At 54.8% G+C, this 19,958-nt stretch carries 17 protein-coding genes; 8 read left to right on the top strand and 9 right to left on the bottom strand.

Annotation, left to right across the window (positions count from 1 at the left end):
* Positions 1–38 precede the first annotated feature (38 nt).
* The 6 genes from L0666_RS12870 to L0666_RS12845 all read right to left on the bottom strand — a co-directional run bounded on the left by L0666_RS12870 (position 39) and on the right by L0666_RS12845 (position 6,693).
* On the bottom strand, positions 39–1,142 hold the full coding sequence (locus L0666_RS12870) for a murein hydrolase activator EnvC family protein (RefSeq protein ID WP_235261794.1): 1,104 nt from the start codon (positions 1,140–1,142) through the stop codon (positions 39–41).
* The gene (gene gpmI / locus L0666_RS12865; protein WP_235261793.1) at positions 1,139–2,650 is read right to left on the bottom strand and encodes a 2,3-bisphosphoglycerate-independent phosphoglycerate mutase; all 1,512 of its coding nucleotides are present in this window, start codon (positions 2,648–2,650) and stop codon (positions 1,139–1,141) included. Before gpmI ends, L0666_RS12870 begins: the two co-directional genes overlap by 4 nt.
* A gap of 88 nt (positions 2,651–2,738) precedes the next feature.
* Positions 2,739–3,209 carry a 23S rRNA (pseudouridine(1915)-N(3))-methyltransferase RlmH gene (rlmH, locus tag L0666_RS12860; RefSeq protein ID WP_216036038.1) on the bottom strand — a complete coding sequence of 157 codons (471 nt, stop codon included), beginning with the start codon at positions 3,207–3,209 and terminating at the stop codon, positions 2,739–2,741.
* The gene (gene rsfS, locus L0666_RS12855) at positions 3,209–3,658 is read right to left on the bottom strand and encodes a ribosome silencing factor (protein WP_418887987.1); all 450 of its coding nucleotides are present in this window, start codon (positions 3,656–3,658) and stop codon (positions 3,209–3,211) included. The genes rlmH and rsfS overlap by 1 nt, the downstream gene beginning before the upstream one ends.
* Before the next feature lie 197 nt (positions 3,659–3,855).
* Positions 3,856–5,202 carry a mechanosensitive ion channel family protein gene (locus L0666_RS12850; RefSeq protein ID WP_235261792.1) on the bottom strand — a complete coding sequence of 449 codons (1,347 nt, stop codon included), beginning with the start codon at positions 5,200–5,202 and terminating at the stop codon, positions 3,856–3,858.
* 108 nt (positions 5,203–5,310) lie between these two features.
* On the bottom strand, positions 5,311–6,693 hold the full coding sequence (locus L0666_RS12845; protein WP_235261791.1) for a DUF3179 domain-containing (seleno)protein: 1,383 nt from the start codon (positions 6,691–6,693) through the stop codon (positions 5,311–5,313).
* 314 nt (positions 6,694–7,007) lie between these two features.
* On the opposite strand from L0666_RS12845, the gene leuC reads away from it, so the two are divergent.
* The 4 genes from leuC (at position 7,008) to L0666_RS12825 (ending at position 11,772) form a co-directional block, all read left to right on the top strand.
* Complete coding sequence (gene leuC / locus L0666_RS12840; RefSeq protein ID WP_235261790.1) at positions 7,008–8,414, top strand: 3-isopropylmalate dehydratase large subunit; 1,407 nt, start codon at positions 7,008–7,010, stop codon at positions 8,412–8,414.
* Between the two features lie 473 nt (positions 8,415–8,887).
* Positions 8,888–9,493 carry a 3-isopropylmalate dehydratase small subunit gene (gene leuD / locus L0666_RS12835; RefSeq protein WP_235262207.1) on the top strand — a complete coding sequence of 202 codons (606 nt, stop codon included), beginning with the start codon at positions 8,888–8,890 and terminating at the stop codon, positions 9,491–9,493.
* Between the two features lie 402 nt (positions 9,494–9,895).
* Positions 9,896–10,684: a hypothetical protein gene (locus L0666_RS12830; protein WP_235261789.1), complete on the top strand. Its 789-nt coding sequence runs from the start codon at positions 9,896–9,898 to the stop codon at positions 10,682–10,684.
* Positions 10,685–10,797: 113 nt separating this feature from the next.
* The gene (locus L0666_RS12825) at positions 10,798–11,772 is read left to right on the top strand and encodes an endonuclease/exonuclease/phosphatase family protein (protein ID WP_235261788.1); all 975 of its coding nucleotides are present in this window, start codon (positions 10,798–10,800) and stop codon (positions 11,770–11,772) included.
* Here the strand turns inward: L0666_RS12825 and L0666_RS12820 are convergent.
* Entirely contained in the window at positions 11,698–12,609 is a 912-nt protein-coding gene (locus L0666_RS12820) for a Rossmann-fold NAD(P)-binding domain-containing protein (protein WP_235261787.1), read from the bottom strand. The genes L0666_RS12825 and L0666_RS12820 overlap by 75 nt on opposite strands.
* Positions 12,610–12,696: 87 nt before the next feature.
* Between L0666_RS12820 and L0666_RS12815 the strand changes: the two genes are divergently transcribed.
* The 3 genes from L0666_RS12815 to L0666_RS12805 all read left to right on the top strand — a co-directional run bounded on the left by L0666_RS12815 (position 12,697) and on the right by L0666_RS12805 (position 15,838).
* Positions 12,697–13,593 carry a LysR family transcriptional regulator gene (locus L0666_RS12815; RefSeq protein ID WP_235261786.1) on the top strand — a complete coding sequence of 299 codons (897 nt, stop codon included), beginning with the start codon at positions 12,697–12,699 and terminating at the stop codon, positions 13,591–13,593.
* A gap of 69 nt (positions 13,594–13,662) precedes the next feature.
* Positions 13,663–14,766: a 3-isopropylmalate dehydrogenase gene (gene leuB, locus L0666_RS12810; protein ID WP_235261785.1), complete on the top strand. Its 1,104-nt coding sequence runs from the start codon at positions 13,663–13,665 to the stop codon at positions 14,764–14,766.
* 100 nt (positions 14,767–14,866) lie between these two features.
* The gene (locus L0666_RS12805) at positions 14,867–15,838 is read left to right on the top strand and encodes a DMT family transporter (RefSeq protein WP_235261784.1); all 972 of its coding nucleotides are present in this window, start codon (positions 14,867–14,869) and stop codon (positions 15,836–15,838) included.
* On the opposite strand, the gene L0666_RS12800 is transcribed toward L0666_RS12805, so the two are convergent.
* Positions 15,835–17,058 carry an NAD(P)/FAD-dependent oxidoreductase gene (locus tag L0666_RS12800; protein ID WP_235261783.1) on the bottom strand — a complete coding sequence of 408 codons (1,224 nt, stop codon included), beginning with the start codon at positions 17,056–17,058 and terminating at the stop codon, positions 15,835–15,837. The two genes, L0666_RS12805 and L0666_RS12800, sit on opposite strands and share 4 nt — an antisense overlap.
* Positions 17,059–17,211: 153 nt before the next feature.
* Here L0666_RS12800 and L0666_RS12795 point away from each other — a divergent pair, with 153 nt between their 5' ends.
* Positions 17,212–18,225, top strand: a complete 1,014-nt coding sequence (locus tag L0666_RS12795) for an extracellular solute-binding protein (protein ID WP_235261782.1) — start codon at positions 17,212–17,214, stop codon at positions 18,223–18,225.
* 66 nt (positions 18,226–18,291) lie between these two features.
* Here L0666_RS12795 and L0666_RS12790 read toward each other — a convergent pair whose 3' ends face one another.
* On the bottom strand, positions 18,292–19,956 hold the full coding sequence (locus L0666_RS12790) for an ABC transporter permease (protein WP_235261781.1): 1,665 nt from the start codon (positions 19,954–19,956) through the stop codon (positions 18,292–18,294).
* Positions 19,957–19,958: the final 2 nt, after the last annotated feature.

Genomic DNA, 19,958 nt, shown 5'->3' with positions numbered 1-19,958 from the left:
ATTCCCATCATTTTCTTATGTCTGCATTTAGAGCCGCTCTACTGAAATGCAAACCACTCAGCAGGGTTGACTGCACTTTGCCTGTCTCTGACCTCAAGATAAAGCGTTTCAGTGCGCTGACCGGCGGAACCCTGCGCGCTTTCGTTCAAAATTGCTTGAGCTTGTGTGACTTCGCCGCCCATTAGGCCGATTGGGGTCCCGTCTGGCAAGATCTCACCGGCTTCGCCAAAAGCCTCGGCGAGGCCCGCAATAACCCACAGCGTCTCGGCTGCGGGTTCCAGAATGACGACATTCCCATAATCCAAAAGAGGGCCAGAGTATCGCACGGTGGCCGAAACGGGTGTTGTGACCAGTGCCCGTGGTCGCGTTGCGATCAGGATACCCGGACGTGCAACACCAGCGGCATCCGCTTCGTTGTACTGTCGAATAACTTGCCCAGAAACAGGGAGGGGGATCGCCCCCTTGATTGTGGTCGCATCTGGTCCAGCATTGGTTTGCGTATCGCTTAGGCCAGTCGCAAACGCGCTAAGGGTCTCGGAGCTGGCCAGCAAAAGGGCGGTCTGGACGGGGTCATCCGAAAACCGTCGTGGAAGGTCGGTGCGGTCCGCAATAGCGGCGGTGAGTTCGGTTCGCGCCGTTTGAACGCCTTCTAGCCCTTTTTCCAATACCCCAAGGGCATCCGTTTGTAGGCTGCGCAGGTCCGAAAGTTCATCAAGCTGGCTGCGCAGTTCGATCACCTTTTGCTGTAAGGCGGGCGTTACTTCGGCAAGCATCATGCCAGAGCGAGCCGTTCCGGTGGGCCCCGATGGATGCAGCAACAAGATAGGCGCGGGCGCGCGGCCCATCGTTTGCAAAACACCAAGTAGTCGCGCGACCTCGTCCGAGCGTGCAGCAAGGTCGGTTTCCAGTGTACGTTGTCGTATCGCAGCGCGTCGCAACCCGTCGCGCAAGGCTGCCAATCCGTCCTCATAGGCTTGGACGGTTTGGGTCAGGGCTGCGACACGATCAGATCGCCCATCGGCATTTTCTAAGATCGATTGCGCTTCTTGCAAACGCACGGCCGCGGCCTGTGCAGCCTCAGACGGTGTCTGCGCTGTCGCGACACCGGCAAGGAGTGCAATTATGACCGCGAGAAACTTCACTCAATCAAGCTCTTTCCGGTCATTTCTGGCGGCAAGTCCAGGTCCATCAAGCCTAGCAGAGTAGGGGCCAGATCAGCCAGACGACCATTGTGTAGATGTGCGCCCTCGGGCCCGCCGACCAATGCCACAGGAACTGGGTTGATCGTGTGTGCAGTATGGGGGCCACCTGTTTCGGGGTCGATCATGGTTTCGCAATTGCCGTGATCGGCCGTGACCAGCATCGCACCACCCGCAGTTTCCAATGCCGCCAAAACTGCCCCTAACCCAGTATCGACTGCTTCGCAGGCCGCAACAGCCGCTGCAATGTCGCCGGTATGGCCGACCATATCGGGGTTGGCGTAGTTGCAGATAATCAGGTCGTAGCCATCGTTGATTGCACCTACGAAAGCCTCGGTGACTTCTGCGGCGGACATTTCGGGCTGTAGATCATAGGTCGCCACCTTGGGAGAGGGCGCCAAATAACGGTCTTCACCGGCCTCGGGGGTTTCGACGCCGCCGTTCATAAAGAACGTCACATGGGGGTATTTTTCGGTTTCAGCGACACGGAACTGTCGTAGCCCCTTAGATGCGACCCATGCCCCGATTGTGTTCTTGATCTCTTGTTTCGGGTAACAGGTGGTCATGTAGGAGTTGTGAGCATCTGAGTAGTTTACCATGCCCAGCAAAGACAACGCAGGCCGTCCCGCAATATCAAACCCATCGAATGCAGGCGCACCCAAAGCTGCCAGAATTTCGCGGGCGCGGTCGGCGCGGAAGTTCAAGCAGAAAACACCGTCACCGTCTTTCATGCCACCGTAATCGCCAAGCACGGTCGCGGGAATAAATTCATCCGTAGTGTCGTTGGCGTAGCCTGCCTCGATAACGGCAACGGCATTGTCGCCCTTGGGGCCGTCGCCATGGACCATAGCGCGGTAGGCGGTTTCGACCCGTTCCCAACGGTTGTCCCGATCCAATGCGTAGTAGCGCCCCGTTACGGACCCGATGGTTACGCCTTCGGGCATCGCCGCAGTAAGGTCGCGCAGGAAATCAGCGCCAGACTTGGGGGCCACGTCGCGCCCGTCTGTGATTGCGTGCATCACCACGGGTAATCCCAGATCGACGAGTGCTTTAAGCGCGGCCTGAATGTGAACAATATGGCCATGAACGCCACCGTCACTGACCAAACCCATCACATGAGCGGTGCCGCCGGATGCCTTTAGCGCGCCAGCCCATGCCACGAGGGCTTCATTGGAAAAGAAAGAGCCATCCTCGATCGCTAAGTCGATCGCGCCCAAATCCATTGCAACGACGCGTCCCGCCCCGATGTTGGTATGGCCGACCTCGGAATTACCCATCTGACCCTTTGGCAAGCCAACATCGGGCCCATGTGTGATAAGTTCTGCATTTGGACCCGCCATGACGCGGTCGAAATTTGGCGTGTTCGCCATGAGAGGCGCGTTTCCGACCGGATCGGCGCGTTTGCCCCATCCGTCAAGAATACAAAGGACAACAGGTTTGGGTGCGGTCATGATCTTATTCCTTTTGGCGCTGACTTGTTGTAGCGGACCAGATCAGGCGCGAAAACCGCCCCTGCCGTTTCTGATCAAATAAAGTCTATTAAACGCGATGATAAGGGGCGCCTGCCAAAATGCTGGCGGCACGATAAAGCTGTTCGGCCAACATCACCCGCACCAGCATATGCGGCCACACCATCTTGCCAAAGCTAAGCGACGCATCGCATTTCGCGCGCAAGTTAGGGTCAATTCCGTCCGCGCCGCCAATAATAAAAGCAAGGTCGCTGCGCCCGTCGTCGCGAAACCGCGCGATGTCTTGCGAAAATTCCGGTGAGGTTTTGATTTTGCCGCGTTCATCTAAAGCGATGACAGCCGCTCCGGCAGGGAGGGCCTTTTCTAGCAACGCAGCCTCAGCCGCCATGCCGCCGCCTTTGCGGTCCTCGACCTCGCGCACGTCAATCGGGCCGAGCCCAAGGGCGCGACCCGTCCGGTCAAAGCGTTGCAGATAATCGTCGATCAGGTCACGTTCAGGGCCAGCCCGCAGGCGGCCCACAACGCATAACGTCACACGCATCAGGGCTTTTTCGCCGCCTCTTGCGCCATTTCATCCGGGTTCAGCCACATTTTCTCGAGCTGATAGAACTCGCGCACTTCCGGACGGAAGAGGTGAACAATGACGTCGCCTGCATCGATCAAGACCCAGTCGCCAGTTGTTTTGCCTTCGACCTTGGACAAGATGCCATAGGTCTGTTTCAGGCGGTCCGTCAGCTTTTCAGCCATGGATGACACCTGACGCGAAGAACGACCGGACGCGATGACCATATGGTCGCCCATCTCAGATTTGCCGCGCAGATCAATCTGCACCACATCTTCGGCTTTATCATCGTCAAGGGATTTAAGAACAGCAGCCAACGTGCTGTCGGAACTCGGCGCCTGCACGTTCATCGTGCGACCCGATAGTTCGGCAGGTGTTCCTGCCTGTGAAGAAAGAGACAGATCATTGTCCTCCTTAAAATACGTCATCAAAGCCCTGACGCTGGGATGCTTTCAACTTAGCAACCCAGAAGTGACATTTCAATGAATCTCAGCGTGGGCCGTTGCACTGCGGCAATTCTGCCAGATCGTCAATAAGGAACGTCTGCAATAGTGACTCGTTTTGCACCAATGGTGACAAGAGTGCGATAACTTTGCGCTGTTATCGGCGTCAGGCACGGTGCGCGCTAGTCGAGAGCCTTGTGCGAGATTTCTGATCCTTCGATCATCTTCACCTCTCGCTGAGGGAAAGGAATCGAAATGCCGTTGTCGGCAAAGGCATCCCAAAGCGCGAGGTAGACATTGCCTCGGATGTTCGTAAGCCCTCCGGTGGGGTCTTTGATCCAAAACCGCAGGATGTAATCCACCGACGAGTCGCCAAACCCAACGATGTGGCAAACGGGGGGTCTGAATTCGAGAACACGATCCACGGCGGAGGCCGCTTCGATAGCCAATTTGCGCACTTGGCGAGGATTATCGCCGTACGCGGTGCCGAAATAGATATCCAAGCGAACGTAGTCGTTGGAGTGGGACCAGTTCACGACCTGAGTTGTGATCAAGTCTTCGTTCGGAATCAGATATTCGCGCCCGTCCCGCGTCGTGATCGACACGTATCGCGCACCCAAAGAATTGATCCAGCCAAAGGTCTCGCCGACCGTGATGACATCGCCGGGTTTGATGGATTTATCCAGCAGGATGATGATGCCGCTGACAAGGTTCGAAACGACCTTTTGTAAACCAAAGCCAAGGCCCACACCAATCGCACCAGACAGTACGGCAAGCCCTGTAAGATCAAAGCCGACAGCACGTAGCCCAATAAAGAACGCGGCACCGTAGAGAACGACCTGCAAGAACTTGACGACAAGCACCCGCATGGACGGGCTGATGTCTTCGTTTGCCTGAACTCGACGGGCCGTTTGTTTGGACACGAACCTCGCGGCCATAAAGAACACCGACAAGATGAAGACACCTTGCAGCACGAGCCAGATCGAAAGGCGGGCCTCCCCAACCTCAATCGCTGCGGCGTCGAGTATACCCACGGTTTGGTCCGTCAGTCCGACGATGCGAAGTGTCACCCAAATCCAGGCACCAAAACGAACGATCGAGCGTAAGAACGGGTTGCTAATAAGCCGCGTGGCAAAGACCACGATTAGCCACGCCAAGGCGAGGTTCGCTGCGATGCCGATCAGATAGGATCGCGAATTCCAGGTAAGTTCGCGCATTGCGAATAATACCAGCCAGATTAACACAACAAAGCATATGCCGCGAAGTCGTTTGTGGACGACCAATAGCCAACGCAGGCGCCATTTGGGCCAACCTTCACGACTCCGCATCCAATTGTGGAGCCGTGGCGCAAGAAACTTGCTTGTTAGGTGCGCGATTAGAAAAACGGCAATAATGATGCCGACTTGGTAGGCATTCCAAGGGCGCAAAAGACTTTCGCCAAAGGTCAGCGCTTGCCCCCAAACACCCTGACCAATCTCAGCGATTTCTGCGGCTTGTTGCGCAAGGTCCGTGGTTTCGTCTTGTTCCATGCTGCTCCCTTAAGGCGAAACATTGCGCCCTAAGGGATACACTAGAACACACGATGCCATTCGCCAATGCACCGGCAACATATGGGCATCATATTTGCAGCGAGTGGACTAAGGTGCCCAAAGCGCCGTGTCAGGGTGGAACTGGGACCACGCAAACCAGAACGCTTGATGGCTGCCAAGATCGGATCCATCTACATCAACCGCGCGAATGCCGCCTGCATCTAGTTCAAGCCGTATATTTTCATAGGCAATGTTCGCCCCATTGCGCAGGGCCAGTAATGCAGGTCCACGAGGGAAGGCAACAGGTTCGCCGCTTGCGGTCATAACGCCGATAATGTCGTCTTGAACGCCGAGTCGCGGATCTACATCCCCCACAGGGAAGATCGGGCCATTGGCGTCACGCCCGTTGCGGAAATCAAAATCGCGCCCCAAGGCCAGTTCTTCGATCAATACAGTGGTTTCTGGGTGCTCTGCTTTCCATGTGCCCCAATCGGTGGTGATCACGGTCGCCTGTTCCAGTTGCAGCCCGATGTCGTTCAGGGGGCCGGTCAAGGCTGTGCCAAGAAACGTGTCGAATACTGAGTAAGTGTTCACATCATACATCACCTTATTGGATCGTATCAGCAGGCCCGACGTTCGTAAGATGGGCCGTTCAACGCCTTCTGGCATTTGGTCAGTAAAGTAAGCCTGCGCCGCGCCGCACAAAGTACAATATGGGATGCCAAGATCACGCCCACCCAAGGTGTCGTTCACCATCTCGCGGACTTCCATGATTTGGCGCGGATAGGCGCGGTATTCACCGTTGATGCCGATGCCGAAGATGATGTCATCGTCATCTAGCCACGTGGCGTCTGCTGCAGAGCTGACTTCGGGATTGTCTGCTGCAGGGATGCAATTGCATAAGACGTCCGTTTGGTCATAGGCGCGATTGTCGATTGGTACGCCGCCCCATGACACCAAACGCCAGTCGATGTCGCCCTCGATGAAAATGTCATCCCAACCGTCTAGGAATTGGGTAAAGATCGCGCGCTTATGGGGAAGGTATCCGGGATAAGACGGGATATCCCATGCAATTAAGTGGTCCGTTAGTTCGTGCCATCGGTTCGGTGTTTCCAAGTCGATACCAAGTAAACCCGCGGCAGTTTGCGCCAGTGCATCATCAAACGTTGATCGCCATGTAAACCGCATCATGTCAGTGATGATCCATGCCAAACGAGGGTCGCCAGTTTGTGCGATTTGTTCCAGAGCGAGCGATTCCCGGTTACCCCATTCACTTCGAGCGAGGCTGTCTACGAACACAATTTGCAATGCGTTCATGATGTCAGGGGCGATTTCACCGCTGGGGATCGAGGGGGGCGTGCCATATTCTTGGGTGACGTAAGCCGGAAGTTGCTGCGTTTCTTGCGCAGCAACACTTTGTCCTGTTCCGAATGTCGCCAAGGCGGCAACGGCCAAAAACCCTCGTGTTGATCTCATAGTCTGTCGTGTCATGCCAACGCCCTTCCCGCGAAATTTAGACCACTGTCCGCGAGGAGGACGGCGAGAGCCAATAACGTTTCTTCAGCAAATGGTGAGGTCCCTGCAATATCAGGGATTTCGGGATCACCCTTGCGGGATGTGCTTTGCGTGTATATCTGCACCTCATGACCCAAGTTTTCGACATGGATGACCGCGCGCGCCTGCCTTGGCGCTTTTATGGTGCGACACGCACTATTCTCTCTCACCTATGATGTCTGGCGTGCCAATGGGCGCGTTCAAAACTTTAGCCAAACCCTAGCCAAAACTAACAGAACGGGAGAGGACACATGTCCCCCAAAACGCTTTACGATAAAATCTGGGATGCCCATGTGGCAGACGAATCCGATGACGGCACGTGCCTGCTGTATATCGACCGCCACTTGGTCCACGAAGTAACCAGCCCGCAGGCTTTTGAAGGTCTGCGCATGGCAGGCCGTTCAGTGCGCGCACCGAATAAAACCATTGCTGTACCGGATCACAACGTTCCGACAACGCTGGACCGCGCCAATGCTGAAACCATGACGGAAGATAGCCGTATTCAGGTCGAAGCTTTGGACACGAACGCCAAGGAATTCGGGATTCACTACTATCCTGTGTCTGACGTTCGTCAGGGCATCGTGCACATTGTTGGTCCAGAACAAGGTTGGACATTGCCGGGCATGACCGTTGTGTGCGGCGATAGCCACACAGCGACTCACGGCGCGTTTGGCGCGCTGGCGCACGGCATCGGTACATCCGAGGTTGAGCACGTTCTGGCGACGCAAACGTTGATCCAGAAGAAATCCAAGAACATGAAGGTCGAAATCACGGGCCACCTGAAACCAGGTGTGACGGCGAAAGACATTACCATGTCCGTAATCGGCAAAACCGGCACTGCTGGTGGCACTGGCTACGTGATCGAATATTGCGGCACCGCGATCCAAGACCTTTCCATGGAAGGTCGTATGACCGTTTGTAACATGGCCATTGAGGGCGGCGCACGTGCGGGCCTGATTGCGCCGGATGAAAAGACGTTTGCCTACTGCAAAGGTCGTCCACACGCACCTAAGGGCGCAGAATGGGACGCGGCGCAGGCATACTGGGAAACTCTCTATTCTGACGACGACGCAGAGTGGGATATGGTTGTAACGCTCAAGGGCGAAGACATCGCACCATCCGTCACTTGGGGCACATCTCCAGAAGACGTTCTGCCGATCGACGCCGTTGTGCCAGATCCATCTTCCTTTGAGGGTGGTAAGGTCGACGCGGCAGCGCGTTCTATCGAATACATGGGCTTAAAAGCTGGTCAAAAACTGACTGACATCGAAATCGACACCGTCTTTATCGGGTCCTGCACCAACGGCCGCATCGAAGATTTGCGCGCCGCTGCCAGCATCCTAAAAGGCAAAAAGGTCAAAGACGGCATGCGTGCCATGGTCGTTCCGGGCTCTGGCCTTGTGCGTGCCCAAGCCGAAGAAGAAGGTCTTGCTGACATCTTCAAAGACGCCGGTTTCGAATGGCGCATGGCGGGTTGTTCCATGTGTCTTGCTATGAACCCAGATCAGTTGGCCGAAGGTGAGCGCTGCGCGTCAACGTCCAACCGCAACTTCGAGGGACGCCAAGGCTACAAAGGCCGCACGCACCTCGTGTCTCCTGGAATGGCGGCTGCGGCAGCGATCACTGGCAAACTGACTGACGTACGGGATCTGATGTAATGACCATGAAACGACGCGGATTTTTGCAAATGTTGGGGGGTGCTTTCGCCGCACCTCTTTTGCCGTCCGCGTCGCTTGGTGCCGCGGCCAAGGCGGGTTATCCCGCCTCCGCTTTGCATGCGGCGATCTATCATGCGCAATCGGATGTTTCGTTCTCTGTCTTTACCCTCGCCAAACGGTTGGGGCTGGGGCTAGATCAGGCGGAACAGTTGATGCGTGATATGTCGACGCGCGGTATCTTGGGGCCCCTTCAGGGGACCACACGTGCCGGCAAATGGGCCCGCAGTCAGGTTTGGATTCGCCCGAAAGGCTCAGTTGTCGCATCCGCGAAAACGATGGCCAGCAAGGTTCAGAGCAATACCAAACCCATACCAGAGCAATACCCGACCCATACTGACGAAATTGATGAACAATCCGTTCACAACGATGAACGTGAAAGCTCCAAAGGGTTAACGCCCCGAAAGGAAACACCCATGCAAAAATTTGACAAACTGTCCGGAATCGCCGCGCCTATGCCGCTGGTGAACATCGACACTGACATGATCATCCCAAAGATCTTTTTGAAAACAATCAAACGTTCTGGCCTCGGCGTGAACCTGTTTGATGAAATGCGGTTCGACCGTGAAGGCAACGAAATCCCAGATTTCGTTTTGAACCAACCAGCCTACCGTGAAGCCTCTATTCTTGTCGCTGGTGATAACTTTGGCTGCGGCTCATCCCGTGAACACGCACCGTGGGCCATTGCAGATTTCGGCATCCGCTGCGTGATCTCCACCAGCTTTGCCGACATCTTCTACAACAACTGCTTCAAGAACGGCATTTTGCCAATCGTGCTGCCAGAAGATCAGCGCGATGCGTTGATGAAGGACGCCGAGAAAGGTGCCAACGCACGGATCGAAATCGACTTAGAAGCGCAGACTGTGACATCGTCTGATGGTGAAGTTTTCAACTTCGAAGTTGATAGCTTCAAAAAGCACTGCCTGATGAACGGTTTGGATGACATTGGTCTGACCATGGAAAAGGTCAACGCGATTGATGCGTTTGAAGCGCAGCACGGGACTGACCGTCCTTGGGTTTGACGCCGTAACCACAAAGCTAAGCAGTATCATTTTGAGAAGGGCGTCCGATTCGGGCGCCCTTTTGTATAGTGCCCTTTAACCGGACGTTAACGGCAACTTGTGTTGCCGAAGTCGCGAAGCTCTACATTTAGCCAACAATCTTCGAATGTGGCAGAAAGGTTGCAATCTCGCACCACTGTTGCCGCAAATCTGCCTCGATTATTTTGTAATTTCGTTCAGTGACTTGTGTGAAAATGGGATGTGGGCAACATTATGGCAACTATGAGGCAACCTGCTGCAAATGCGCAGGATCAAAACGGGACAAGGACGCGGCATCGTATCGCCTCCGACCGAGATGAGGGTAAAAGGGCAGTGATATCGCGGCTTTCAGGTGCTGTCTTTAGGGCAGCGTTAGTAATCGTTATGATTGCAATTCCATCGTTGATGCTTGCTGGCACCACGACGGATACTTCGTTGATTGTCACGCTTGTTTGTATCGTCTCAGGGATATTCGTCCTAGTTGAATACAACACCGTCTCGCCGAGCCTAATTGAATTTCGCGATGCGCCACCGTTTAACCGTGTGCGGTATCTGGGTCTGGCCACAACAGTTCTGACCTTGACCATCATTGCAAAAGGCTACTCGCAACCAACAAACCTAACTTTGTTGTTTGAATTGGTAGGGTCCAATCTGGCAGAGGCCATGGATTTCCCTTACTCGCCTGTTCGGCTCGTGGTGCTTATGCTTCCAGCTGAAGCAAGTGCGGATCTCGCAAGTCGTGTGCGAACTGCTGCGGGACTGAGCTATTTAGTTTCATTGGTGTCATTGGCGATCTTTGTGCTCGCGCTTCGCCTTAAGAATTGGCCGAACCAGCGCGGTGGGTTCAACGTTTGGACTAACCTGCCGACATTTGACCCTACAGCGGGTGGTGATGTGGTTAAACGGCTGGAACGCGACGGCCAAATGAACTTGATCTTCGGGTTCTTGTTGCCGTTTCTTATTCCAGCATTTGTCAAACTGGCATCCGACATGTTTAATCCGATTCAGCTTCAGGACCCGCACACGCTAATTTGGATGATGACCGCATGGGCTTTTATTCCCGCCAGCTTGATTATGCGCGGCATTGCAATGCTTCGGGTCGCTCAGATGATCTCATATCAGCGCGAGGTTGCATATATGGAAGCCAGCACCGAAGACAGTTTAACGGCCTAGCGTACTTACTAATTGCCTGTTTGGCGCTTCCAACAATTTCGTCGGCCCAAGCTGCAGACACTATTCGCGTAGCAACCTTCGCGGCCCCCTTAAGTCGGGATGGCCCCGGACTGTTGCTTCGCGATCTTATCCGTGGTGAAGACCCAGAAATCGACGCGATCTCGACGGTGATTGATCAGGTTTCTCCCGACGTTTTGCTTCTCACTGATTTCGATTACGACGCCGGCGACGCGGCCTTGGCCGCGTTCTCGGCGCAACTGGATAGTCCGTTCCCCTACCTCTTTTCGGCGCAGCCAAATGCGGGTGTGCACACTGGCTTGGACATGGACGGTGACGGGCGAACAGGTGATGCGAGAGACGCTCTCGGTTATGGTCGGTTCCTTGGCGATGGTGGCATGGCGATCTTGTCTCGGTACGAGATTTCGAAGGATGATATTCGCAATCTAACGGAGCTGCTGTGGAAGGATGTGCCTGGCGCCACTTTGCCTACTTTGGACGGGGAACCGTTTCCGTCGCAACAAGTTCACGATATGATACCGGTTTCATCTACAGGGCATTGGATTGTTCCAGTTCTGGTTGGGCCGCAGCGGGTTAGTTTACTTGCGTTCGCCGCAACTGCTCCGGTTTTCGATGGACCAGAAGACTTCAATGGTCTTCGCAACCGAGACGAATTGCGGGTTTGGGAGGCGGTGCTGGATGGTCAGATCGGTGCCACACCTGAACGGCCCATTCTGATTGGAAATGTTAACGCTGAACCATTTGATGGTGAAGGATTTCGGGACGGGATTGCGGGCGTTCTCGCGCGGTCAGACTTACAAGACCCGCAACCAGCAAGCGAGGGTGGGGCGGATGCGATGAATGTCGGGCATCAAGGGAACCCTGCGTTTGATACTGCTGACTGGTCCGAGGATGGACCAGGAAATCTGCGGGTCTCGTACGTATTGCCGTCTTCGGACCTGTCTGTTGTTGGCGCGGGCGTGTTCTGGCCCGCGCTAGATGATCCGCTGGCAAGCCTATTGGGCAGCGACGGGCTTGCTGCTGGTCCACATCACCTCGTCTGGGTGGACATCCGTATCGAGAGCCCGTGACAAAGCCTCGTGGAGCGGTGTCTGATCAAGGTCAGGGCAAAGCTTGGAATGGCGTTTGGCGTCTATGAAATGCGGTTTTCTCCATAGATAGCGCATCTCGCATATTGCACGCCCCATCGGCCAAACCAGTGCGGCGGCGCGCAGGGGCCACCACGCCATTTGTTTTGCACGAATCGGCTTGCCTAGAACGTCACCGATGGCCTGCGCGAGCTGGTGGCCGGTTAGGGTAAAGCTGGGCACCAAGACGTCTTCGAATTGGCCCAAGGCGTGGCGTTTCCCGGCTAGGTCCACCATGGTCGCGGCCACGTCCGGCAAATAGGTGAAGGCGTGAGGGCAGTCCAATGGACCGGGGTAGCTGATGTGGCCCTTAGCGACGGGCTTAGCAATGATCATGTCAAACCAATTCCCCGAGGCTTCCGTGTCTAGGTAGTCGCCAGCGCGAACGACAATCGTTTGCACGCCAGATTTTCGATAAGTGGCTTCCATCTCGATCCGGACACGGCCCAATGGGTTATTGGCAAGATGGGGTGTATCGGTTGCAAACCGTTCCGGCGCTTGTTCACCATAAAGGTAAACATTGCCGGGAATAATAACGGTAGCGTTTCCGGCTTTTGCGACTTCAATGATCTGCGCAGTTTGGTCCGGTATTTGCTCTGCCCATTGCGGGTAGGGCGGGTTCCAGCCATTCACGATGACAGACGCGCCCCATGCAGCGTCCCAAAGGGTATCTTTTTCGCGATCAAAGTAGCGAACTTCCCAGCCCGCAGTTTCAAATGCGAGAGCGGCATTGCGGCCCAGTCTTCCGGTTGGGCCAAGAATTAGAACAGTGTTTTGCATGGAATGCCTCCTATCATGGCACCACAATCGCTCATTCAGTATTGGTTTATAATTGAGAAAAAATGCAGGTCGTGTATTCAATTATGAATGCCTGAATCACTCGCCTCTGTTGACTGGTCCCTGATCCAAGCCTTTTTAGCGGTTGCTGAAGAAGGCTCGTTGTCTGGTGCTGCACGCGTGCTCGGAGCAAGCCAGCCAACCCTCGGCCGTCAAATCAAAGCGTTGGAACAGCAGCTTAGCGCTGATCTATTTGTGCGTCAGGCCCGCGGGCTGATGTTAACGGAAACCGGAGCCGCCTTGGTCGGACCTGCGCGTGCTATGCGAGAGGCCATGGGGCAAATATCGCTCACTGCAGCAGGGCAATCAGCGCGAATCGAGGGGACAGTGCGTGTCACGGCAAGCGAAATGACGTCTCAGTACCACCTCCCAGACATCATCGCGCATATCCGTGAACAGGAACCCGAAATTGCCGTTGAACTTGTCCCTTCGGATGACAGTCGCAATCTGCTTTATCGCGAGGCTGATATTGCCGTGCGGATGTATAGACCAACTCAACTAGATCTGGTGACACAGCACATCGGGGACATTCCGCTCACAATGTGTGCAGCGAAGACCTATCTGAAGCGCAAGGGCCTGGGTTTGAACCTTGGCAATGTGCATCTGCATGACTTTGTCGGATTTGACGCAAACCCCGCGATCATAGATGGCTTTAGGCAAGCAGGGATCGAAGTCACGCGGGATTTCTTCAAAGTGCGGTGTGACAACAACGCCGCTTACTGGGCTTTGGTCAGGTCTGGTTGTGGGATCGGTTTTTCGCAAGCAGACATTGCCCGGAATGATCCGCTGATCGATGTTATTGATGCGGGGTTTCCGATTCCGCCGCTGCCGATCTGGCTGACTGCCCACGAAGCCATGCGCCATACACCGCGCATTCGGCGAGTTTGGGACTTGCTGGCGGAAGGTTTGAAACCTTTCGTAGCATAGCGGTTTCTTGACCAATCGGGGCTGACGGGCTAGGCGCATGCCAACACTAATCAGCTTAGGAATTTCCCCATGTCGAACCCATCCCTATTGATTTTGCCCGGTGACGGCATTGGCCAAGAAGTCATGGCAGAAGTGCGCCGTGTAATTGATTGGTTCGGCGCCAAGCGCGATCTTCAGTTTGACGTGTCCGAAGATCTTGTTGGCGGCGCGGCCTACGACAAACACGGCGTGCCATTGCACGACGACACGATGGCTAAGGCGCAAGAAGTTGATGCGGTCCTTCTTGGTGCGGTTGGTGGCCCTAAGTACGACGATCTAGACTTCTCTGTTAAACCAGAGCGTGGTCTCTTGCGCCTGCGCAAGGAAATGGACTTGTTCGCAAACTTGCGCCCAGCTCAGTGTTTTGACGCGTTGGCAGATTTCTCCAGCTTGAAGCCGGAACTAGTTGCCGGCCTCGACATTATGATCGTGCGCGAATTGACGTCCGGCGTTTACTTTGGTGAGCCGCGCGGCATCCACATGGAAGATAACATGCGTGTGGGTGTGAACACCCAGCGTTACACCGAAGCCGAAATCGAACGTGGTGCGCGTGCTGCTTTCGAACTTGCAATGAAGCGCGACAAGAAATTGTGCTCCATGGAAAAAGCCAACGTGATGGAATCTGGTATCCTGTGGCGCGACGTCGTGACCGAAGTGCATGCCGACTATCCAGAGGTCGAGCTGTCCCACATGTACGCGGACAATGGCGCGATGCAGTTGGTGCGCGCACCAAAACAGTTTGACGTTATCTACACAGACAACCTGTTTGGTGACATCTTGTCCGACTGCGCAGCGATGTTGACGGGCTCTCTTGGCATGTTGCCATCTGCGTCCCTTGGTTCCCCAATGGAAAACGGTCGCCCGAAAGCGATGTACGAACCAGTACACGGTTCTGCTCCTGACATCACAGGCCAAGGCAAGGCGAACCCAATTGCGTGTATCCTGAGCTTTGCGATGGCGTTGCGTTACTCATTCGATCAGGGCGAAGAGGCCACGCGCCTTGAATCGGCAATTGAAAAAGTGCTCGCTGATGGTGTTCGCACCGGCGACTTGCTGAGCGATGAGAACAGCACAGCCGTGAGCACATCTGGGATGACAGACGCGATTTTGGCCGCGCTCGACGCGTCTCTCTAAGGCCGATCAAATGATATTGAAAAAGCGGCGATGAATAATCGCCGCTTTTTTGCGTTCTATGTTAGTGCTAACGGTAACTAAGCCACATAGAGATTTCGGTATGTCCCCTAACGCAAAGGGCGCTGTTTTCGCGCTCATCGCTTTCGCTGTATTTGCTACTCATGACGTCTTCATCAAGACGCTGGGTGAGTTTTATTCGCCGATTCAAATCGTTTTCTTTTCGGTCCTGTTCAGTTTCCCGCTAGCCACGGTCATGCTGATGCGCGATTCCAAGCCCGGACATCTGGTGCCACGTCACCCGTGGTGGGTGGCCTTGCGCACGATTGCATCGGTGGCAACGGCCGTGTCGGCCTTTTACGCGTTCTCTGTTCTGCCGTTGGCACAGACCTACGCGATCCTTTTTGCAGCACCACTGCTGATCACGATCCTTGCGATTCCGATCTTGGGCGAACGGGTCAGGTTACGCCGCTGGCTTGCCGTCATTGTCGGCTTGTCGGGGGTGTTCGTCGTGTTACGACCTGGGACCACGGACCTGTCTCTTGGACATGCGGCAGCATTGATTGCAGCGGTCGGGAGTGCGGTGGCGTCTATCATCGTGCGGCGTATCGGAGCGGATGAGCGCCCTGTTGTCATGCTTCTTTACCCTCTGGTGGCGAACTTTGTGCTCATGGGGGCCGGACTGGCATTTGTGTATGAACCAATGCCAATCGAACACCTTGGCCTTGTTGCCTTGGTTGCGATTTTTGCATGGACTGCAGGTCGGCTTGTCATATCGGCCTATCAGGCGGGCGAGGCCGCAATCATTGCGCCGATGCAATATAGCCAGATCATCTGGGCGACGATTTTCGGGACATTGTTTTTCAATGAAACGATTGATGGCGCGACGATCGTTGGTGCGGGTATCATCATTGCGTCGGGTCTGTATATCGTCCTGCGCGAAAGCCGCTCTGACGGAGATTCAACGACCCCGGTTCTGCGGACGCGGTCGCGACATGAAACAGGGACATACCTGCGGGCTGGGCCCTTGTTGCGTTTGATGGGCCGACATCCAGACAGTAAAAAGCTGCGTTAGATTATCGCGTTTTCCGAGAATGGTGTTCCCGTCATGATGCGCTCATAGCCAAAGGGTGTAAGGTCCAGTGTTCTATATTCGCCATAGGTCAGCATCTCAGCGGTGCCGCGCCCCATGGCGGGGGATTGCTGTAATCCATGACCTGAGAAGCCATTAACGAAAAAGAAGTTTTCGACGTGGGAATGGGGACCAAGGATCGCGTTGTGGTCCAACGTGTTGTAGTCGTAATGCCCGGCCCATTCGGTGATGACTTTGATCGCCTCAAACTGCGGTATTCGGGACGCAATCGCGGGCCAAACCTTATCTTGCCATAGGCCATGATCCATTTCGAAATCATCGAAGTCTACGGCAGGGTCATAGTCAGCGTGTCCACCCGCCAAATAGGTTTGAGGGCCGTCTTGACGAATGTGCACACCCGAAGGATCAATCGTCAGCGGCAGGTCACGGTCGAGCGGTTGTTCGGCGGAGAAGACCCATGAGAACCGTTTGCGCGGTTCAACTGGAATCTTGATCCCTGCCATCAGTGCCGTGCGCGCGCCCCGCGGTCCGGATGCATTGACCACTTGACCGCATGCTATGACATCACCGGATGCAAGTGTGACGCTTTCAACCCGTGCGCCGCTGGTCGACAACGTCATAGAGCTCACTTCGCCCGCTAGGTATTCAACGCCGCGCTCTCGTGCCGACCTGCGCCACCAATCGAACACGGTGCCGCCGTCCCAGTAGCCCTCGTTGACGAGGTTGATGCTGCCCAACAGTAGATCATCCGTATGATAGAATGGGTACGCGTCTTTGATCTGATCTGGCGTCATGATCTGGGTCGCGGCACCTTGCAATTTCTGCGCGGCTTGTGATGTCCGTAAACTGTCGGCGAAGGCTTCGGTGTCCGCAAGATACATGTAGCCGTAGCTTTGGATCGAGAGGTCAGGCACGCGCGTGTCGCCGCCCATAAAGCCCCGAAACCCGTTTATGAACTCGGCGCCGAACTGAGATATTTGTACATTTAAGGGGTTGGAGAACTGCTGCCGAATACAGGAGTTTGTGTGGGCGGTTGCAGATTTTTCGTAGGACGGATCGCGTTCAATCACGAGGATCGATCCGTCAAAGTCCGAGTTATCCGTCAGGAACCAAGCGACTGCAGAACCATACATAGCGCCACCAATAATGACGATGTCATATGATCGACGTGTCGGGGTCGTCGTGAATAAGGGTGCAGCCATAAGAATACTCCTGCGTTTAATGGGCTGCAAAAAAGCTGCTTGGTCAAGCGCCAAGAATCGCGAACTTATTTCCGATTATTTTACTCAGGATACTTGACCAGCTACCCACGGCTTTGTAGTTGAGTAAAAAAGTCAGATATTAAGGATGTTCCGATGACTACTAAGACACTTACACTTGCCGCATTGTTACTGAGCTCTGCAGCACCCGCATTCGCTGAGGGTGAATTGAACCTCTATTCTTCACGTCACTATGACACCGATGAGCGCCTTTATAGTGACTTCGAAGAAGCAACGGGCATCACAATTAACCGTATTGAAGGCAAAGCTGATGAGCTTGCTGCGCGTATCGATGCTGAGGGTGCAAACTCACCTGCTGATATTCTGATCACGGTCGACACATCCCGTTTAGAGCGCGCTAAGGACATGGGCATCTTGCAAGCAGTCGAAAGCGCCGTTCTTGAGGAAAGCATCCCATCTAACCTGCAAGACAGCGACAACCAGTGGTTTGGTTTCTCGCAGCGCGCACGCGTTATCTTCTTTGACAAAGCGGACGTTGCAAACCCACCGGCTACGTACCTTGATCTTGCTGATCCAGCGTATGAAGGCCTCGTTTGCATTCGGTCTTCTACGAACACTTACAACCAAACGCTTCTTGCTTCGATCATTGAAAACCACGGCGAAGAAGTTGCTCGCGAATGGGCGCAAGGCGTTGTGAACAACATGGCACGTGACCCACAAGGCGGCGATACAGACCAGCTGCGCGGGATCGTCTCTGGCGAGTGTGAAATCTCTGTGTCCAACACCTACTACTTCGCACGTGCGATCCGCACCGAGGTCGACGGTCTATCCGACAGCATCGACATGATCGGGTTGCAGTGGCCAAGCCAAGACGCCGAAGGTGCACACGTTAACCTGTCTGGCGCAGGTATCGCGGCCCACGCGCCAAACTACGACAACGCGGTTAAGTTCCTTGAATACCTCGCGTCGGATCAAGCACAGCAGTACTTCTCTAACGGGAACGATGAATTCCCAGTCGTCGAAGGCGTTGCGCTGAGCGAAGAAGTCGCATCCTTGGGCGAGTTTACCGCAGATGACGTTGACCTAAGCGCCGTGGCCAAACAGCTTCCGCTGGCACTGACAATCTTTAATGATGTCGGTTGGGAATAAAGAACGACCACGACCTTGGATGGTTTGGGGCGCAGCAAAAGCTGCGCCCCTTTTCCGTTGGGTCCATCAGTGCCGAGCAACCTTTCGGCACAACAAGATGACTGGCAGCAACCCGATCGCGCCGATCAAAAGGCTTGGGACGGCTGCTCCGTTTAGCCGTTCATCTGATGCCAAACGGTAGGCCTGAACTGCCAATGTATCAAAATTGAACGGTCGCATAATAAGGGTCGCAGGCAGTTCTTTCATCACATCCACAAAGACGATCAAAGCGGCGGTCAGAAGGCTTGGAGTAAGGAGCGGCACGTGGACTCGCCGGACTGTTCCGATAGCCGTTTCTCCCAGAATGCGGCTTGCTGCGTCTATGTTTCGGCTGACCGAGGAAATACCGCCTTCATATGCCCCCAATGCCGCGGCAAGGAAACGGATCAAATAGGCCCCAATCAATAGCCAGATAGACCCTGTGAAGAGCAACCCTGTTGAGATGCCGAATGTCTCTCGCATCCAAGCGTCCAATGTGTTGTCGAATGCTGCAAATGGCACGAGTAGGCCAACGGCAATCACGCCACCTGGCACCGCATATCCGATCCGCGCGACATAAAGCGCAACAGAGGATGCACGGCTGTCGCGCAGCCGCGCAAAGCTGCCCAAGACGACGGCGATGATGACAGTCACAACTGCTGCAATCGACGCCAAGGTCAGCGAGTTCGTGATGAATCCAATGTAACGGCTGCTAAGGAGATCCTGTTCCGAACCGATGGCCATCACCGCCAGTGCAATCACTGGAAGGACAACACCCATTGCCACCGGAAGACCGCACAAAACCATTGCGGCCATTTTTGAAAGCCCGGTTAGTTTAATCCGGCCGATGACTTCTTGGCGTTTCCCGTTTGAGAACTGCGCTCTGCCTCGGTTGGCTCGTTCCAACATTGCCAGAAGGAGAGCGAAGGCCAATAGACCCAGTGACAGCTGCGCAGCCGCACCCCTATCGGCCATTGAGAACCAGCTTGTGTAAATTCCGGTCGCAAAGGTCTGTACCCCAAAATACGAAACTGTGCCGAAATCCGCGATGGTTTCCATCATTGTCAACAAAACTCCCGCAGCTATGGCTGGCCGTGCGAGGGGTAATGAAACTGTCAAAAACGCCCGCGCTGGTGATTTACCAAGCGAGCGCGCCGCAAGGAACGTTGTTGCGCTTTGCCCCAAGAACGCCGCCCGCGCGAGGAGGTAAACATAAGGGTAAAGGACGAGGATAAGCATCATCGCAGCCCCGCCCATAGAGCGGATTTCAGGGAACCAATAGTCTCGCGGCCCCCACCCGGTCAGATCGCGAAGAACGGTCTGCACGATGCCGGGATGGTCAAGCACATGTGTATAGGCATAAGCCAAAACATACGCCGGAAAGGCAAGCGGAATGACCAACGCGACCTCAAGCACACGGCGGGCGGGAAAGTCCGTCATCGTGACAAGCCACGCAGCACCTGTCCCGATCATGAACGTCCCAAAACCAACAATCAGGACCAAACTGGCCGTGTTGAGCGTGTAGTCATCTAAAACGGACCCAGCGAGATGACGCAGGGTGTCAGTGCCACTTGTCAGAGCTGCCAATAGGACTGCGATATGTGGCAGAAGACAAAAGGCAGCAATCGCAAACACCAAAGCGCCGATCGCTTTGTCCGCGACTTGCCAAGATGAACGAAGAGGTCTGATTGTTTTCTGCGAAGTGTCAGTCATGA

The sequence above is a fragment of the Octadecabacter algicola genome (assembly GCF_021532625.1).
In the GTDB taxonomy this organism is placed as follows: domain Bacteria; phylum Pseudomonadota; class Alphaproteobacteria; order Rhodobacterales; family Rhodobacteraceae; genus Octadecabacter; species Octadecabacter algicola.
This window is presented reverse-complemented; position numbering and strand designations above follow the sequence as displayed.

Excerpts from the sequence above, each read along its gene's own strand:
- L0666_RS12800 (WP_235261783.1), bottom strand. The coding sequence starts at position 17,058 with ATGGCTGCACCCTTATTCACGACGACCCCGACACGTCGATCATATGAC.
- L0666_RS12805 (WP_235261784.1), top strand. The coding sequence starts at position 14,867 with ATGTCCCCTAACGCAAAGGGCGCTGTTTTCGCGCTCATCGCTTTCGCT.
- L0666_RS12850 (WP_235261792.1), bottom strand. The coding sequence starts at position 5,202 with ATGGAACAAGACGAAACCACGGACCTTGCGCAACAAGCCGCAGAAATC.
- L0666_RS12795 (WP_235261782.1), top strand. The coding sequence starts at position 17,212 with ATGACTACTAAGACACTTACACTTGCCGCATTGTTACTGAGCTCTGCA.
- L0666_RS12830 (WP_235261789.1), top strand. The coding sequence starts at position 9,896 with ATGATTGCAATTCCATCGTTGATGCTTGCTGGCACCACGACGGATACT.
- leuD (WP_235262207.1), top strand. The coding sequence starts at position 8,888 with ATGCAAAAATTTGACAAACTGTCCGGAATCGCCGCGCCTATGCCGCTG.
- L0666_RS12790 (WP_235261781.1), bottom strand. The coding sequence starts at position 19,956 with ATGACTGACACTTCGCAGAAAACAATCAGACCTCTTCGTTCATCTTGG.
- rsfS (WP_418887987.1), bottom strand. The coding sequence starts at position 3,658 with ATGACGTATTTTAAGGAGGACAATGATCTGTCTCTTTCTTCACAGGCA.
- L0666_RS12845 (WP_235261791.1), bottom strand. The coding sequence starts at position 6,693 with ATGACACGACAGACTATGAGATCAACACGAGGGTTTTTGGCCGTTGCC.
- gpmI (WP_235261793.1), bottom strand. The coding sequence starts at position 2,650 with ATGACCGCACCCAAACCTGTTGTCCTTTGTATTCTTGACGGATGGGGC.
- leuB (WP_235261785.1), top strand. The coding sequence starts at position 13,663 with ATGTCGAACCCATCCCTATTGATTTTGCCCGGTGACGGCATTGGCCAA.
- L0666_RS12815 (WP_235261786.1), top strand. The coding sequence starts at position 12,697 with ATGCCTGAATCACTCGCCTCTGTTGACTGGTCCCTGATCCAAGCCTTT.
- L0666_RS12820 (WP_235261787.1), bottom strand. The coding sequence starts at position 12,609 with ATGCAAAACACTGTTCTAATTCTTGGCCCAACCGGAAGACTGGGCCGC.
- leuC (WP_235261790.1), top strand. The coding sequence starts at position 7,008 with ATGTCCCCCAAAACGCTTTACGATAAAATCTGGGATGCCCATGTGGCA.
- rlmH (WP_216036038.1), bottom strand. The coding sequence starts at position 3,209 with ATGCGTGTGACGTTATGCGTTGTGGGCCGCCTGCGGGCTGGCCCTGAA.